At 44.1% G+C, this 15,528-nt stretch carries 12 protein-coding genes; 6 read left to right on the top strand and 6 right to left on the bottom strand.

Going from position 1 to position 15,528, the window contains the following annotated elements:
- Positions 1-101: 101 nt before the first annotated feature.
- From LX73_RS05700 to secA, 5 genes are all read right to left on the bottom strand, one after another.
- Positions 102-1,184, bottom strand: a complete 1,083-nt coding sequence (locus LX73_RS05700) for an MBL fold metallo-hydrolase (RefSeq protein WP_246138174.1) — start codon at positions 1,182-1,184, stop codon at positions 102-104.
- Positions 1,185-1,258: 74 nt separating this feature from the next.
- A complete protein-coding gene (locus LX73_RS05695; RefSeq protein WP_246138173.1) occupies positions 1,259-3,358 on the bottom strand; it encodes a S9 family peptidase in 2,100 nt (699 codons plus the stop codon).
- 84 nt (positions 3,359-3,442) lie between these two features.
- Positions 3,443-4,213 carry a monofunctional biosynthetic peptidoglycan transglycosylase gene (mtgA, locus tag LX73_RS05690; RefSeq protein WP_148898525.1) on the bottom strand — a complete coding sequence of 257 codons (771 nt, stop codon included), beginning with the start codon at positions 4,211-4,213 and terminating at the stop codon, positions 3,443-3,445.
- Positions 4,214-4,258: 45 nt separating this feature from the next.
- Complete coding sequence (gene ppgK, locus LX73_RS05685; RefSeq protein ID WP_148898524.1) at positions 4,259-5,017, bottom strand: polyphosphate--glucose phosphotransferase; 759 nt, start codon at positions 5,015-5,017, stop codon at positions 4,259-4,261.
- A 2-nt stretch (positions 5,018-5,019) separates the two neighbouring features.
- Positions 5,020-8,427 carry a preprotein translocase subunit SecA gene (secA, locus tag LX73_RS05680; protein WP_148898523.1) on the bottom strand — a complete coding sequence of 1,136 codons (3,408 nt, stop codon included), beginning with the start codon at positions 8,425-8,427 and terminating at the stop codon, positions 5,020-5,022.
- Positions 8,428-8,643: 216 nt separating this feature from the next.
- Here secA and rpmH point away from each other — a divergent pair, with 216 nt between their 5' ends.
- The 6 genes from rpmH to LX73_RS05650 all read left to right on the top strand — a co-directional run bounded on the left by rpmH (position 8,644) and on the right by LX73_RS05650 (position 13,723).
- Positions 8,644-8,799 carry a 50S ribosomal protein L34 gene (rpmH, locus tag LX73_RS05675; protein ID WP_148898522.1) on the top strand — a complete coding sequence of 52 codons (156 nt, stop codon included), beginning with the start codon at positions 8,644-8,646 and terminating at the stop codon, positions 8,797-8,799.
- A complete protein-coding gene (gene rnpA / locus LX73_RS05670; RefSeq protein ID WP_148898521.1) occupies positions 8,780-9,211 on the top strand; it encodes a ribonuclease P protein component in 432 nt (143 codons plus the stop codon). The genes rpmH and rnpA overlap by 20 nt, the downstream gene beginning before the upstream one ends.
- Positions 9,208-9,441, top strand: a complete 234-nt coding sequence (gene yidD, locus LX73_RS05665) for a membrane protein insertion efficiency factor YidD (RefSeq protein WP_148898520.1) — start codon at positions 9,208-9,210, stop codon at positions 9,439-9,441. The genes rnpA and yidD overlap by 4 nt, the downstream gene beginning before the upstream one ends.
- 13 nt (positions 9,442-9,454) lie before the next feature.
- Positions 9,455-11,269, top strand: a complete 1,815-nt coding sequence (yidC, locus tag LX73_RS05660; RefSeq protein ID WP_148898519.1) for a membrane protein insertase YidC — start codon at positions 9,455-9,457, stop codon at positions 11,267-11,269.
- A gap of 119 nt (positions 11,270-11,388) precedes the next feature.
- Positions 11,389-12,312: a type I restriction enzyme HsdR N-terminal domain-containing protein gene (locus tag LX73_RS05655; protein WP_148898518.1), complete on the top strand. Its 924-nt coding sequence runs from the start codon at positions 11,389-11,391 to the stop codon at positions 12,310-12,312.
- A 76-nt stretch (positions 12,313-12,388) separates the two neighbouring features.
- Positions 12,389-13,723, top strand: a complete 1,335-nt coding sequence (locus tag LX73_RS05650) for an aminopeptidase P family protein (protein WP_148898517.1) — start codon at positions 12,389-12,391, stop codon at positions 13,721-13,723.
- 49 nt (positions 13,724-13,772) lie between these two features.
- On the opposite strand, the gene LX73_RS05645 is transcribed toward LX73_RS05650, so the two are convergent.
- On the bottom strand, positions 13,773-15,446 hold the full coding sequence (locus LX73_RS05645; RefSeq protein ID WP_148898516.1) for a UDP-N-acetylmuramoyl-tripeptide--D-alanyl-D-alanine ligase: 1,674 nt from the start codon (positions 15,444-15,446) through the stop codon (positions 13,773-13,775).
- Positions 15,447-15,528 lie beyond the last annotated feature (82 nt).

The following is a 15,528-nucleotide window of genomic DNA, read 5'->3' as shown; positions in this document are numbered from 1 at the left end:
AGAAGTCTCGTTGGGCTATAACTTATTCATATAAACAACACATAAATCTACAAAAAGTGAAGTCCAATTTCGGGGAAAATTGAAAGTTTCCTTTTTATAAATCAAGCTTGCATGACTGTTGAAGAAAGCAATGTCTTAGTTTCCCCTTCTTCAAGCGTGTAAAATTCTGATTCTGGGATGATATGCTTTTCACGAGCTTTTTTTAGATCAGCCGGTGGGTCGTGCATTCCTTCATCGCCCAATGGAAAAGTCCCAAAGTGCATGCCAATACTTTGGCTGCTATTTACATCTTTGTGGATTTGGACTGCTTGCTCGGGATCAACATGGATGGGGTTCATGAACCAGCGCGGTTTGTAGGCGCCGATGGGAATAAATGAGAGGTCAATGTCAAACCGGCGGCCAATTTTGGTAAAGATGCCGTCGTAGCCTGTGTCCCCGGCAAAGTAGAGCGTACCGGCAGTGGTTTCGAGTACGTATCCACACCAGAGTGTTTCGTCTCGGTCGGAGAGGCCACGTCCCGAAAAGTGCTGAGCGGGTACGGATGTTACCTGCAGGTTGGCTGCAATCTGTTTGTCTTTCCACCAGCCAAGTTCAGCCGTCCGGTGTACTCCATGACTTTCGAGGTAGCGCGATACACCTAATGGCACTACAAATAAGGGATCATGAGTACTGCTTAGTTGCTTAACAGTGTGAATGTCGAGATGGTCGTAGTGGTTATGGCTGATGAGCACCAAATCAATATCAGGCAGATCTTCGAAATCGATGCCCGGCGGACGCATACGTTTGGGACCAATCCATTGAAAAGGGCTGGCACGTTTGCTCCAAACGGGATCAATAAGAATATTACATTCCCCAACTTGTATCAAAAAGGTAGCGTGGTTGACGAAGGTAATGTTGATTTCCCCATCGTTGGTTGAGGGGTTGGGCGCTTTGCCGATGGTTACATCATCACGGCTGAGCTCCTGCCATTCCTCCGGGTTTTCCGTTAAAGCCCACTTAAAAACGTCAAGCAGACTTCGTGCTTTTGTTTTGCTGATGTTGTGAAACTGTTTACCGTCAAAATGTTCCGTAGGTTCTCCTTGGTACCCCGGAGCTTTAATAATGATATCAACAACTTTTGTAGCCACCATCATTACTGAGATGGCAACAGCAAATCCTATAAAGTACGTTAATAGAGCAGGCATTTATTAATCTGTCGAGATGTGTTAGGTAGATAGAAATCAGCAATACATAGATTTATGAAAATAAGTTAAACGTATCATTGATTTGCGTCGGTTTCTTTTAAATGCTTATTAAAAAACTCAAAAATGCGGCTATATTCATCGTACCAAGCATCAGGGTCCGTAAAGCTGTGCCGCTCGGAGGGATACATCATCATTTCGAACTCTTTATCTTCTGCTTGAATTAGTTTTTCGATGTATTGTGCCGCATCCTGAAACCCTACATTATTATCAATTAGGCCGTGTAAAATAAGAACCGGTTGTTCAAGCTGGTCCACATAAGTGATAGGTGAACTTTGAGCATAGTTAGCGGAGTCTGCTTTTGGCTTACCGAGCCGTGGCAAAGTGTACCAGGGATTAGTATGGTAGTAATTGTCCCAGTTGGTGACAGCGCGCAGCGCCGCAGCGGCATCAAAATATTTTGGGGCTACACTGGTGGCATAAAGTGACATAAATCCACCGTAGCTGCCACCGTAAATGCCTACGTTGCTGGTATCTGCTTTGGTATAGTTTTCAGCCAGATAGTTAATACCGTCAATAATATCCTGCGTCTCATATTTACCCATCCAGTTTGTTACATCTTCGCGGAATTCGCGGCCATAGCCGGTACTGTGCCGATAGTCCACTTCAATAACATAATAGCCATGCGCATTGAGGTACTGATGGAACATGTATTCGCGGTAGTAATGGTCCGACCATCCCTTATACACATTTTGTAACGAACCGGCACCATGCACAAACACAGCTACAGGATACGTTTTGTCCTCCTCCATATTGTGAGGTTCCAGTACTGACATAGAAAGTTTTGTTTCTCCATCGCGCCCGGTAAAGCGGATATAATCCTCTTTTTGCCAATCAATATTGGTAAAACGTTCGGGAATAGTTTGAGTAAGCCGTACTTCTTTTCCGGGATCTTGGAGATCCAGCGCGTAGAGTTCAAAGGGCTCATTAAAATAGCTGTATTCATAGACAAGGTGCTGTTTGTCGTTGCTTAGTTCAAACCCTTGTCGGTAGCCAGCCTTACTGGTCAGTTTTAAAGTGTTATTATTCGTGGTGTTAAGGGTATAAATATGACGTTCACCGGGATCCACTTCCGTAGAAGCAAAGACCATAGAATGTTTACTCGTCCACGCTACCCAGGGTACTTCATAATTACCAGAAGTATGTTGCTTCATTTCAGAGCCATCGGGATTGATGGTATAAATGTGATTCCAGCCATCTCTTTCGGATTGAAACATCAGTTTTTGCCCTTTGGGAGCAAACTCCATTTCCGTACCATAGAGCCAGCCGTCAGTGGAGTCTTCAAAAACAGTAGTCCATTTTGAGGTCTCCATATCATATACTTTGATATCGCGCTTCTTCATGGGCGGCCCCATAATATCGAGTGCCAGGTACTGTCCATCAGCGCTTATACTGGAGCTGGTGTAGCCTTTGTGTTCATATACTTGTTCAACCTTACTGGAATCTAGATACGCAACCGAATAAATTTGACGAGCTATACCGCGTCGAGTTGCTCCGGTTTTTACATAGTGATTGACATATTCCGGAAAGTAATATTCTTCGTACTCAGAAGTATCATACTGCGAAAGAATAATCTTGTCATCGCCTGCCCAGTCTGCAATACTATAGCCGGTCTGGTCTTCTTTTTTGGATGTTACCTGGGTGAGCCCCGAGCCTTTGATATCCAGGATCCAGACATCCCCTTCTTGTACATAAGCAATGCGCTTGCCGTCGGGAGACCACGTGGCATTATATTCAGGCACTTTGGACTTTGTGAGCTGCTGCTTATTCTCAAAATTCAGGTTAGCCATCCAGATATCGCCACGGTCGTTATACAGTAATTTTTGTCCGTTTGGAGAAACAGTGAAACGATTTTTCACTCCTTTTGGAGCCGGTTTGCGGTTTTTGCCGTTCAAGCCTACCTGGAATAGTTCCTCCTTGGTCATAGCTGAATCATTGGCCTGATAGTAAATTTTGGAGCCGTCAGGAGAAAAAGTGGTAAGGTCGGGACGGTTACCCGCCAGCAGCGGCTCATAAAAAATGGATTCCAGGCTCAGCGTATCCAGGCCGCTCTGTGCATGTGCTAAACCAGGAATAAAAAGAAGTAGTAGACAAATGTTGATCAGTTTTTTCATCATCGGGGAAATCTTATTTCATTTTCAATTGGGCAATAAATAAAGGATTTATGAGAGGGGCAAGAGCACAATATATTTTTACTCTACTCATTTTAGCTTATCCAAATATTGTTGTGTACCTAACAGGTGCATGTAGCGTAAAATCCAGCTGCGGCGTTCCAGCATATATTGAGAAGGGTTAGCCAGGTTATAACGCTTTGGGGCCGGCAGGGCCGTTACCATCATTGCACTTTGCCAAGCCGACAAGTCTGCGGCTGTTGTATTGAAGTACCGTTCGGCCGCGGCCTGTACGCCATAAATACCGTCCCCAAACTCCACAATATTCAAATATACTTCGAGGATACGCTTTTTGGACCAAAGTAACTCAATAAATAGGGCAATATTAGCCTCAATGCCTTTTCTTAGATAGGACTGGCTTGGCCAAAGGAATAAATTTTTAGCGACCTGCTGCGTAATGGTGCTGGCGCCGCGCAGATCTTCTCCCCGCTCATATTCATTAATTGCTTTTTGGATAGAATTAAAATCAATGCCCCAGTGTTTGGCAAACCGCTGATCTTCGGATGTAATAGCTGCCATTTTAATTTCTGGAGCAATTGCTTCCCAGTTTTGCCAATCATATTGCTGTTCGAGAGATTGATTATTTTGCTGGGCTTCGAACTGCCGCTGTAGCATGAAAGAAGTTGTGGGTGGAGCTACCCATCTAAACAGGATGATTGCTATAAGTAAATAAGTTGCAATGGAAGTACAAATACCGCCTAAAAAAGCTGCTGCATAATACATCACCGATGATTTTGAAAGAAATATAGTTTCTTCGGGTGGCAGTCCGGAAATACGATTGAGTTTGTCGAGGTTACTCATTTGTAACAATTGGAGTTACAATCGTCATCCATAAGAAATAACAGGTTAGCGGAAAAATACTTTGTCTTTGTGGTCGGCAGCAACCATTGCAGCACCAACAATGGCGGCATCTTCTTGAAAGTCAGCGGCTTTAAACGAGGTGGTGATTTTTATAAAAGGAAAGACTTTTTCAGTCTTTTGGCCCAGTTCTCCTCCAAGGATAAAAAGATTAGGATGGAAAATGGTTTCAAAATGTTTAAGGACATTTTCTATTCGTTTTGCCCAGCTTTTTTTGCGTAGTCCTTCTTCTTTCCGAGACTTATTGGATGCATGAGTCTCTGCTGTTTTGTTGTCTATTTCCATATATCCCAGTTCGGTATTGGGGATAAGCTTGTTATCCAGAAACAGGGATGAGCCAATATAAGAACCCACGGTCAATACTATTGTGAGCCCCCGTTGGTTTTGGCCTGCTCCAAAATACATCTCGGCTAATCCCATGGCGTCTGTGTTATTGACAACAACCACCGGATTATCTGTGATATCAGAAAAGAGTTGCTCGGCATTGGCATCCACCCACGAATTGTCAATACGCTGTGCTGATAATACTATACCGTTACGAACCGGAGCCGGCAGGGAACATCCTACGGGGCCCTCCCAATCAAAATTATTTTTTACAAGTTGATGAATTTGTGCCAGTACCTTGTGGGGAGTGGTGTCTTCTAGCGGCGGGGTCTGTTGACGATCAGAAATAATTTCGCCCTCTTGGGTATCAACAATACCTCCTTTAATACCTGAACTGTCGATATCTATTCCCAGAACTTCCATGACTATTTTTCAATAAGCACCCAGCCGTCCTCCTCAATCATGCGCTTGGCTTTTTTCCATTTAATATCGATAACGTCACCACTGCTCATTTCCTGTATTTTGACGTAGTCGTTGCGCCCGGGCTCTTCTTCTACAGTAACAGGTTGTGGTTTTTGGTCACTGCGCTGCTGTTCTGAACCATCGGAACCATTTTGCTGTTGTTTCGCACCGGACTTAAAGCCCATGTTGGTAGCATCAGAGTGTTTGGTTTCGGCACGATTCATGTCAACTTTGGCTCGTTCTTCGGGTGCTTGCTGCATCTTCTTCTGGTCGGCCTGCATCTCGGGAATAGCCTTCCAAATCAGTGATATAGCCTCTTGGTTAATTTCATCGAGCAGCTGCTTAAACATTTCAAATGCTTCGCGTTTGTATTCCAGCAATGGATCTTTTTTTCCATATGCCCGCAGTCCAATACCTTCTTTTACGGCGTCAAGCTCCCGCAGGTGATCCATCCATTTACTATCAATAGTGGAAAGTACAGCAGTGCGTTCCAATGCGCGGGCTACTTCATGTCCCTCATTTTCAAGAGCACTTTCTACGTCAACGACTACACGCATGCGGCGTATGCCGTCTGTAAAGATAACTTGTACCTTATCGGGCTTATTGTCGGCATCGGAATCCTCAATATTTTTAATGACTTCGTGCAGTGGTTCCGAAATCATTTCTTCTTTTTGTTCATAAGCCTCGTAGGCCCGCTCAATGATATGATCAATAAGCACATCAGGACCCATTTGGCCCATCTCATCACGATCCAGTTTAATATCCACGGCTAGAAGACGAAGAATCGTATTTTTCAGTTCTTCAAGTTCTCCCTGTGGATAGTGTTCGTTAACTACATTTGCCACCAACTCTTCGAGCATATCATAGATGTCGCTGCGCAGCTGTTCACCGGAAAGGGCGTGTTTTCGGCGCTTGTAGATGACCTCACGCTGGTTGTTGAGCACGTCATCGTATTCAAGCTGTTTCTTACGGATGCTGAAGTTGTTTTGTTCAACCTTGCTTTGGGCGCGCTCTAGTGATTTGGTAATCCATGAGTGTGTAATTACTTCGCCTTCTTCAAAATTCAGCCGATCCATGACGTTGGCAACGCGATCTGAGCCGAATAGCTGCATGAGATCGTCTTCGAGCGAAACATAGAATTGAGATTCACCCGGATCTCCCTGCCGTCCGGCACGTCCACGGAGCTGTAGGTCAATACGCCGAGACTCGTGACGTGCTGTTCCCAAGATAGCTAATCCTCCTTTTTCTTTAACACCCGGAGCTAATTTAATATCCGTACCACGACCAGCCATGTTGGTGGCTACGGTAATGGCACCCGGCTGACCGGCACTTTCTACAATGTCACTTTCTTTGGCGTGATGTTTAGCGTTGAGAACATTGTGCGGTATATTTTCTTTTTTCAGCATGCGGCTGATGGTTTCAGATACATCTACGCTGGTAGTACCAACAAGCACTGGCTGTCCCTTTTCGTGATATTCGTCAATTTTTTGTATTACAGCATTGTACTTTTCGCGCTTGGTACGGAATACCAGATCTTCTTTGTCATCACGGATTACCGGTTCATTCGTGGGGATGATTACTACATCAAGGTCATATATTTCATTGAACTCCCCTTCTTCAGTAGCCGCGGTACCTGTCATCCCGGAGAGCTTATTATACATCCGGAAGTAGTTTTGCAGCGTAATTGTAGCATAAGTCTGAGTAGAAGCTTCAACCGTTACATTTTCCTTGGCCTCAATAGCCTGGTGGAGTCCGTCGGAGTAGCGCCGGCCCGAAAGTACGCGACCAGTATGCTCATCCACAATTTGAACCTTACCTTCTTGTACAATGTATTCCTCTTCGCGTTCAAAGAGCGTGTAAGCTTTTAATAGCTGGTTGATCGTATGGAGGCGATCGCTTCGTTCGGCAAACAGGCGATGCAGCTCATTAAAGCGTCGTTCTCGTTCTTGTTCAACTTCTTGCTTAGCTTCAGCAATTTTTTCTTCCTTGTATTCTTCACTGAACTCATCGTTTTCTTTTATCTCCTGAATCTTTTCTTCCCGAAGAGCATCAATTTCTTCCTCAATTTGGGTGGTTTCGGTGCCCAGATCGGGAATGACGAAAAACTCTTCATCCTCGTCCTCTTCCAGCAAGAACTCCTGTCCCTTTTCAGTCATCTCGATACTATTTTTCTTCATATCGACCGAATAGTAAAGGGCTTGGTCAACTTCAGGGAGGCGACGTGCGTTATCTTGCAAGTAAAATGATTCAGTTTCTTGTACCAGCTTTTGGTTCTTAGGGATCTGCATCATCTTGCGAAACTTTTTGTTCTTTGGGAAGCCCCGCTGTGCTCGATACAGTGCTAACCCAGCCTCTTCTTCTTTACCCTCATCGAGTAGCTGTTGTCCTTCTTTAACGAATGATGCAACTAGTTTTTTCTGTGCACTAACCAGTGATTTTACGCGTGGTTTAAGCTCTTCATATTTTTCAGATCTGTTATCTTCGGGAACGGGTCCGGAAATGATGAGCGGTGTTCGGGCCTCATCAATTAAGATCGAGTCAATCTCGTCAATGATGGCAAAATTGTGATCGCGCTGTACCAACTGATCAGAGTTACTGACCATATTGTCACGCAGATAGTCGAACCCAAATTCATTATTGGTGCCATAGGTAATGTCGGCACGATAGGCTTGGCGACGCTGCTCAGAGTTAGGTTCATAAAGATCTACACAATCCACTTCGAGACCATGAAAATTAAACAGCGGTTCATTCCATTCAGCATCTCGCTTGGCTAGATAATTATTAACAGTTACAATATGAACACCGCGTCCGCTGAGTGCATTGAGATAGGCCGGCATAATAGCAGCTAGCGTCTTACCTTCACCGGTTTTCATCTCTGCAATTTTGCCTTGGTGCATGGCAATAGCACCGGCTATTTGCACGTCATAGGGTACCATCCCCCATTCATTCATGCTGCCGCCGACCATCCATTTTTCACCCAGAAAGCGCCGGCAGGTGTCTTTCATGACGGCAAAAGCTTCCGGCATAATTTCCATCAGCGTATCTTCAATAATATCGGTCTGTTCTTCTTCCAGTTCTTCCAGCTCTTCGGCCAGTTGTGCACGTTCATCTACCGAGAGTTGTTCACCGCCGTTAAGCCGTTGCTTAATACTGTTAATTTCTTCTTCGACTTCTTCGGTAGCACTGCTGATTTTATCCCGAAAGTCTTGAGTCTTTTGTTTGAGCTCGTCATCAGAAAGTTCTTCCAGCCCTTCGTAGTGTTCGTTAACCTCTTCAACCATGGGCCAGATTTTCTTAAGGTCACGCTCGCTCTTGGATCCGAAGATACTTGTTAAAACGTTGCTTACTGTATCGCCTAAATTCTCGAACATAAAATAAGGTTGTCCTCGTGTAATTTATATGATCTATTAAAGTTACAGCTTACAGAGAGCCTGTTCAAATGAATTGACAGTATAATTTAGTTTTTACGAATGATTATTTCTGCCCTTGGATTGATATAACCGATAAATTATGGTTCTTATTGTCTAAATTTATTTTTATTTTAGGAGTCTGTTTGAGAATCAAAATTTCATTAAAAAATTGTTGTTATGAAACGTACGTATCAACCTAGTAATAAAAAGCGCAAGAAGAAGCACGGTTTCCGTAAGCGGAAAAGTAGTAAAAATGGAAAAAAAGTGCTTAAGAAGCGTCGCAAAAAAGGACGTCATAACTTAACAGTCAGTAATGAGAAAGGGCCGAAGTAACGCTTCGAGCTCCCATGATGATTACAGCTTACCCAGAGCTAAAATCCTGCGGGGCCGAAAGAATTTTTCGCGTCTCTTTCAGCGGGATGCCTGTGTCATCCGAGAGACCCGTGTTGATTTACGGTTTCAAATTGTAGATAACACCTCTTTTGGATGTCAAATGGGCTTTATTGTTAAAAAAAGTCTGGGTAAGGCTACCAAACGCAACAGGATGAGGCGGCTTTTGAAAGAAGCCTATCGGCACCATCAGCACAAGCTTACTGGCGTTCTTAATGAGCTTCAGGTTACACTACATGGGGCTTTTATGGCAAAATCTGTTGGTGTATCCTATGAAGATGTAGAGCAAGATGTGGTGATGTTGATCGAGCATCTTTGTAATAAAGATCCCATCTCGGGAGATAGCAAATCATGAAATATTTATTTATCGGGCTTATCCGTTTGTATCAGAACATAATTTCTCCGTGGATGCCCAGCAGTTGCCGCTACCATCCCACCTGCAGTCAATACAGTATCGAGGCGTTTCGGAAACACGGTGCTTTTAAAGGTTTTTGGTTAACAGTAAAACGCATATCGCGATGTCATCCTTGGAGTGACGGTGGCCATGACCCCGTGCCCGAACAACACAGCAACCCGAAAATTTAATTGAGGACTTCTCTTGGATCGTAATACAGTAACCGGTTTAGTATTAATTTTTATAGTGATGATTGCATGGGCCTACTTTTCCATGCCATCGCAAGAAGAATTGAAACAACGAAAGGAACAGGCGCGTCAGGATAGTATTGCTGCTGCGCAGGCTGATACCCAACAAACACCTGTTCAGCCAGAAAATAGTGATACACAAGATGTTACCGCATCCCAAGAAGTATCATCGGAATCTCCTGCTGAAACTACGCAATCCGAAGAGGGACAAGAGCAAATGGGGATGTTTTCTACAGCCAGCGTGGCTGATACTACTGAAACAATTGTGAAAACTCCTCTGTATCGGGCAACATTTACCAATCTGGGAGCAGGTCCTTCTCAAATTGTTTTAAAAGATTACGAAACTTGGGATCACAAGCCGGTGCACATGATAAAAGGTATGTCGCGTTCGGCTTATTCAATGGGGTTTTTAACGGACGAAAATTACAATGTAGAAACCGACAAGCTTGTATTTAAACCGCTTACCAATGCGGATTCTATAAATATTACTAAAAATGATACAACGCAGCTGAAGTATGCACTCAATATTAGTGATAACAAGCGAGTGGTTTATACCTATACTTTTAGTGGAAGTTCACACGAAATTGGACTTGACATTTCTTTTGAAGGGCTGGAACGTAATATTATAGGTGGGGAAGTGGATTTTGGATGGACAGCTCCGCTTAACTTTACGGAAAAAAATCCCGCAACTACCGAAGCCCGTTATGCTGCTGCTTACGTTTATACCGGTGGAGAAATGGAGCGCCTGAAGGTTAGTGAAGCGGGTAGCAATGAGCAGGATTATAATGGTTCTATTAGCTGGGTGTCTACCCGGACCAAGTTCTTTACGCAAATTATAAAGACATCGAACACTACGCAGGGTGCACTGTTGACTGGTGAACAAACCGGTCCTGCCGATGATTCATTAACAAACCATCGTTATACGTCGTATATTTCTAGCAACATTTCGCAGCGGGGCAATATCTCATTTCAGCTTTTTGCAGGCCCTATGTCATATGATGCGCTGCATGCTTATGACAGCCAGGCTTACGGAATGGTGGATACCGGATATTCGTGGCTCAGCTGGATGTCTGATCCGATCGTTGAATATATCATTATCCCTTATTTTGGTCTTGTGGACGGATATATGGGGATGGGTTTTGCCATTATCCTGTTTGCTATCTTAGTGAAGATGATACTGTATCCGTTGACCAAGAAAAGTTACCGCAGTATGGCAGCCATGAAAGAGCTGCAGCCCAAAATGGAGGAGATTAAGGAGAAGTATGAAGATGATCCCGAGAAGCAGCAAAAGGAAACGATGAAACTTTATAAAGAAGAGGGCGTCAATCCGCTGGGCGGATGTCTGCCTAACTTGCTGCAGCTGCCTATCTTGATTACGCTCTGGCGATTTTTCCAGAACTCTATTCTCATTCGCCAGCAGGAGTTCTTGTGGGCATCGGATCTTTCTGCACCGGACTATATTTTAAGCCTTCCATTTGACGTTCCATTCTTGGGTGATCATCTGGCCGGCTTTGTACTGCTGATGACAGCAGCTATGATGGCCCAAAGCCAACTTACGGGTGGTATGGGACCCGGTGGTGGTGGCGGAGGCGGTGCCGGACCAAATATGAAGGCACTACAATATGTCTTTCCGTTTATGTTGTTGTTTATCTTCAACAATTTTGCAGCAGGTCTCAGCCTCTACTATTTGATTTATAACGTAGTATCTATTGGCCAGCAGTTGATTATCTACCGCCAGATGGATAAAGAAAAAGAAGCTGCTGCGGCATAGTTTATAGGACGCAGATAACTTTCGATCGAACGGGTTTTTACAGAACTATATTGTATGTTGGCGTAAGCGTCTCGCTTGCGCCAAACCTTTAAATAAACTGCCAGGTCATAATTACTGTAATGTCTAGCATTGCGGAACATATCTTTCCACGTGTGGTGTGGCGTGATCGTGCAAAAAAGTTATGGAATCCCATCCAAAAAAAGGCCCTTAAAAATCGTCCAGAAGAACGTGTGAGATTACGGGTCATTGAACATCTAATGCAAGCCGGCTGGTCAAAGCACCGTATTTCTACCGAAGAGTCTATCGGTGAGATGGCTGATAAAGAAATGCGAACTGATATAATTTGCTACAATCAGGACTTTGAACCTAAGCTCTTGGTTGAATGTAAAGCAGAGCATGTACCTATATCAGAGAAGACTGCCGAACAGTTGGCCCGATACAATCAAAAGGTAAATGCTCCCTACTTGCTAATGACTAATGGCCGCAGTGATTATTGGTATGTTATTGAGGATGCTAAACCGAAGGCTATAGATCGTGAAGAGGTGCCGGCTCTTTCAACGAATGAGGTTAATACTCTGGAATGTGATTTCAAATACTGGTGTGACCGAGGATTTGCGGGCAAAAAAGCATCGCCCGAATTGAGAACCTGGCTTACAAAAACCTTGGATGGGTTGTGTTTCCCTGAAGAAGAAAATGCCATACAGTTTTTGTCTTTCGGACAGGGTCCGTCTGATGTTGAACTAAGTCATTATTATCGCATTGGCTCATTGTCTGATAATAAGCGATTGGCCGTTACCACACTGCAGACAGCTTACGGGGGTAATCGGATGATTATCATTTTTAATAAAGATGATGAGAATAAGGCCGTTCTTGAAATTAATTTGGGTCTGCTATTTGATGATAAGAAGGGAAATAGTAGCTTGTATGATAAGTCCGGTATCCGAACATTTGATCTTGGCAAGCACTGGAATCTTCAGGAAAAAAATTCACCGGAAGTAATTATGGAACAAGCGAATGCTATTTTTGAGAAACATGTAGAATAACAAGATGCCATTTTAGTTTCGTAGGTATCAAATTTACCGTAAGTTTCATTCATTGAATTTCAACCAATCCGTTAGTATGCATCATTTACACCGCGAAAAACTCTTTTCTCTGCTTGACGATGATAAATCTGAAATTGTTTATATGAAGGGAGCTGAGCTCATGTATCGGTATGATACCGATTATGAGTTTCCTTTTAGGCAGGAGTCGAACTTCTGGTATTTGACCGGTGTAAATGAACCCGATTTTCATCTTATTTTAGACCTGCAAACCCAAGAATACCATTTATTTGCGCCTGATCGGAGTGCACAGTATGCGGTTTGGCATGGGATTGTTAAATCTAAAGATGAGCTGCAGGATGAATATCAGCCGGATCACTTACATTATGAAGGGGCATTGCCTAAAGTGCTTGATGAGTTAAATCCGGAAACGATATACTGTATCAATGAAAAGCAGGCCGAGTTTATTGAAGAGTTTGATCGCAAGACGCCTATTGATTTAGATGCACTTGAAAATGCTATCACCCATTGTCGCGTGTTCAAGACCGACTGGGAGCTGGATCAAATACGGGAGGCCGCTCGTGTGAACAACATTGCTCACAAGGCAGTGCTTAATGCCCTAGAACCGGGCAAGTTTGAGCACCAGATGAAAGCCGTGTTTGATTATCACCAAATTGAAAATGGGTTAACGCAGGATGCCTACAACGGAATTTTTGCATCTGGGAAAAATAGTGCTATCCTGCACTATGTCGAAAATAATCGTCCTATTCATGACGGGGATCTCTTTCTGATTGATGCCGGCTTTGAATGTAACGGCTATGCCTCTGATTTTACGCGGACGTATCCTGCAAATGGTGAATTTTCGAGCACGCAGGCTGCTATGTATGAAGCCGTGCTTGAAGCGCAAAAGCAGGTTATAGAATCCTCAGTACCCGATGCGAAAATGGAGGATCTGCATATGCTTGCGGCGCGAATCATCATGCAGGGACTCAAAGATGCCGACATTGTGCAGGGATCTATTGACGATATGATGGAGGAAGATATCTTTGCTTTGTTCTTTCCGCATGGGCTGGGTCATTTTCTAGGTCTCGACACCCACGATGTGGGTGGGTATCCGAAGGGCGTAGAGCGTATCGAGCGGCCGGGTATTAAGTATTTGCGGATGCGTCGAACGTTGCAGCCGGGCATGGTGCTTACCATTGAGCCGGGACTCTATTTTGTTCCTGCCTTGCTACAGCCAGCGCTTGAAGATGAAAAAGCTTCAAAATTTCTTAATGGATCTAAGCTGCAGGACCTGATGGATTTTGGTGGTATCCGCATAGAAGATAATTTAATTATCACGGAAAACGGCCACGAAAACCTGACGACGGTACCCAAAGAGCGTGCCGATATCGAAGAAGTGATGGCGGGATAAAAGGTGATATTCGAAAAAAGTGAGGTGGTTAGTTTACAGCAATTAATATTTACTCATCAAAGCTGTCGGGTAGATCATTTTCGTAGAGCACTACATCTCCATCTTCAGCAGTATCTTGCATTAAACGGTTAGCCTCATCCAGGCTTTGCACGGTGTGTACCTTCCCCATATCAAATTCTGTGGATGCAATGCCCTTTCGTATTGCCTCGGTTTGGCTAGTGCCCACAAGAATGACGAGATCGAGCCCGGCTTGACCGATTTGCTGGCCGAACTCCCGATTCTTTTTATCCTGCAGATCACCCAGTTCAATCATACCTGGCGTTATGATGATACGTCGGCCGCTGTTGAACTTAGCTAGTGTATTGACGGCATTTTTTGCGCCAATGGGATTGGCGTTAAAGGCATCATCAATGATAGTCAGGGACCCTTTATTTTTAAGCTCCAGCCGGTGCTCGACCGGTTCAATGCGTTTTGCTGCAGCTGACATTGTACTGAGTCGCAAGTCCAGGGCTTGCCCCACGCCCACAGCCAGCAGCATATTTTGCACGTTGTGAGTGCCAAGCAGCTGCATAGTAAATAGCTTGGAATTATTATCTAAAGACACCGTAAACTGCATGCCCTCAGAACTGTATTGAATATTAGTTCCCCGAATATCTCCATTTTGCAATCCCGTCGTAATAAATTCTATATCATCGCGTAAGTTAGCCATCTTGGCCACGCGCTGGTCATCTCCATTCAGGATGGCAGTACCATTTGATTTGGCACGTTTTACCAGTGTAGATTTCGTGCGGGCGATAGCATCCTGAGAGCCGAAAGTTTCGAGATGGGCAATGCCTACATTGGTCACCACCGAAATGTCAGGTTCGGCAATATCACAAAGCTCGTCTATATTGCCTTCGTAGCGAGCCCCCATTTCAAGCACTAGCACTTGGTGACGGGCGGTTAAATCATTGTTTATAACTTTGCAGATGCCCATGGGGGTGTTATAGCTGCCGGGTGTGGCACAGACGGAATAGCGCTCGCTGAGTAGATCCCGAATCATAAACTTTGTACTCGTTTTGCCATAGCTGCCGGTGATGGCAATGACGGTGAGATCGGGCATTTGGACCAGCTTATTTTGGGCTTGTCTGATAAAATAGCGATGCACGTAATTTTCGTAAGGCTTGGTGATGAATGCTGCCAAGAAAATAAAAAACGGGACAAGCGCATCAGCTACAATCCATCCGAATGCCAGCAGATAAATGTCGGCTGAGTATAAAATGGAAGTTTGAAATTGAAGATTAGTAAATGGAATGTGTCCGGTATATGAAAAGTATGTTACAAAGGAAGGCAGCAATAGAGCCAGAAGGGCAAATGGGATAGTCAGCCGGATCATCCGCGGGGTAAAGGCGAGTGGTTTCTTGGAGTTGTCACTGGCATAATAGTTAAAAGGTACAAACCAGAAAGCGGCAAATGCAGAAAGAATGATAACAGCGCTGCTGCCGGTAAGAGTGTTCGAAAGCAGAACAATCATGGCGGCAATCACAATGTTGAACAAAATATGTTCAGCTGTGATGACACGCCTGAAAAAGTGTTCAATAAGCCAGTCTCGATACTCCCCCAGCTTATAACCGTTTTGTTGGAAAATGTGCAAAAAGTAACGTCCCCTGAGCAACAAGTGGCGGGTCATGACGAGGACAAATCCGAGAAGAAGAATATCAATAAGTTGTAAATACCAGCTCAACTGTAAGGAGTTATGTTATGAGATTTCAATGCTTAAATGGTCGCTAAAGTACGGAACATCCGTTATATTAATGACTAACAAA

This window comes from Fodinibius salinus, from assembly GCF_008124865.1.
Lineage (GTDB): Bacteria > Bacteroidota > Rhodothermia > Balneolales > Balneolaceae > Fodinibius > Fodinibius salinus.
Note: the sequence above shows the minus strand (reverse complement) of the source record. Positions and strands in the feature narration are given on the sequence as shown.

Bases quoted from the DNA above. Each gene is read 5' to 3' on its own strand.
- LX73_RS05700 (WP_246138174.1), bottom strand. From the start codon at position 1,184: ATGCCTGCTCTATTAACGTACTTTATAGGATTTGCTGTTGCCATCTCA.
- LX73_RS05695 (WP_246138173.1), bottom strand. From the start codon at position 3,358: ATGATGAAAAAACTGATCAACATTTGTCTACTACTTCTTTTTATTCCT.
- mtgA (WP_148898525.1), bottom strand. From the start codon at position 4,213: ATGAGTAACCTCGACAAACTCAATCGTATTTCCGGACTGCCACCCGAA.
- ppgK (WP_148898524.1), bottom strand. From the start codon at position 5,017: ATGGAAGTTCTGGGAATAGATATCGACAGTTCAGGTATTAAAGGAGGT.
- secA (WP_148898523.1), bottom strand. From the start codon at position 8,427: ATGTTCGAGAATTTAGGCGATACAGTAAGCAACGTTTTAACAAGTATC.
- rpmH (WP_148898522.1), top strand. From the start codon at position 8,644: ATGAAACGTACGTATCAACCTAGTAATAAAAAGCGCAAGAAGAAGCAC.
- rnpA (WP_148898521.1), top strand. From the start codon at position 8,780: ATGAGAAAGGGCCGAAGTAACGCTTCGAGCTCCCATGATGATTACAGC.
- yidD (WP_148898520.1), top strand. From the start codon at position 9,208: ATGAAATATTTATTTATCGGGCTTATCCGTTTGTATCAGAACATAATT.
- LX73_RS05655 (WP_148898518.1), top strand. From the start codon at position 11,389: ATGTCTAGCATTGCGGAACATATCTTTCCACGTGTGGTGTGGCGTGAT.
- LX73_RS05650 (WP_148898517.1), top strand. From the start codon at position 12,389: ATGCATCATTTACACCGCGAAAAACTCTTTTCTCTGCTTGACGATGAT.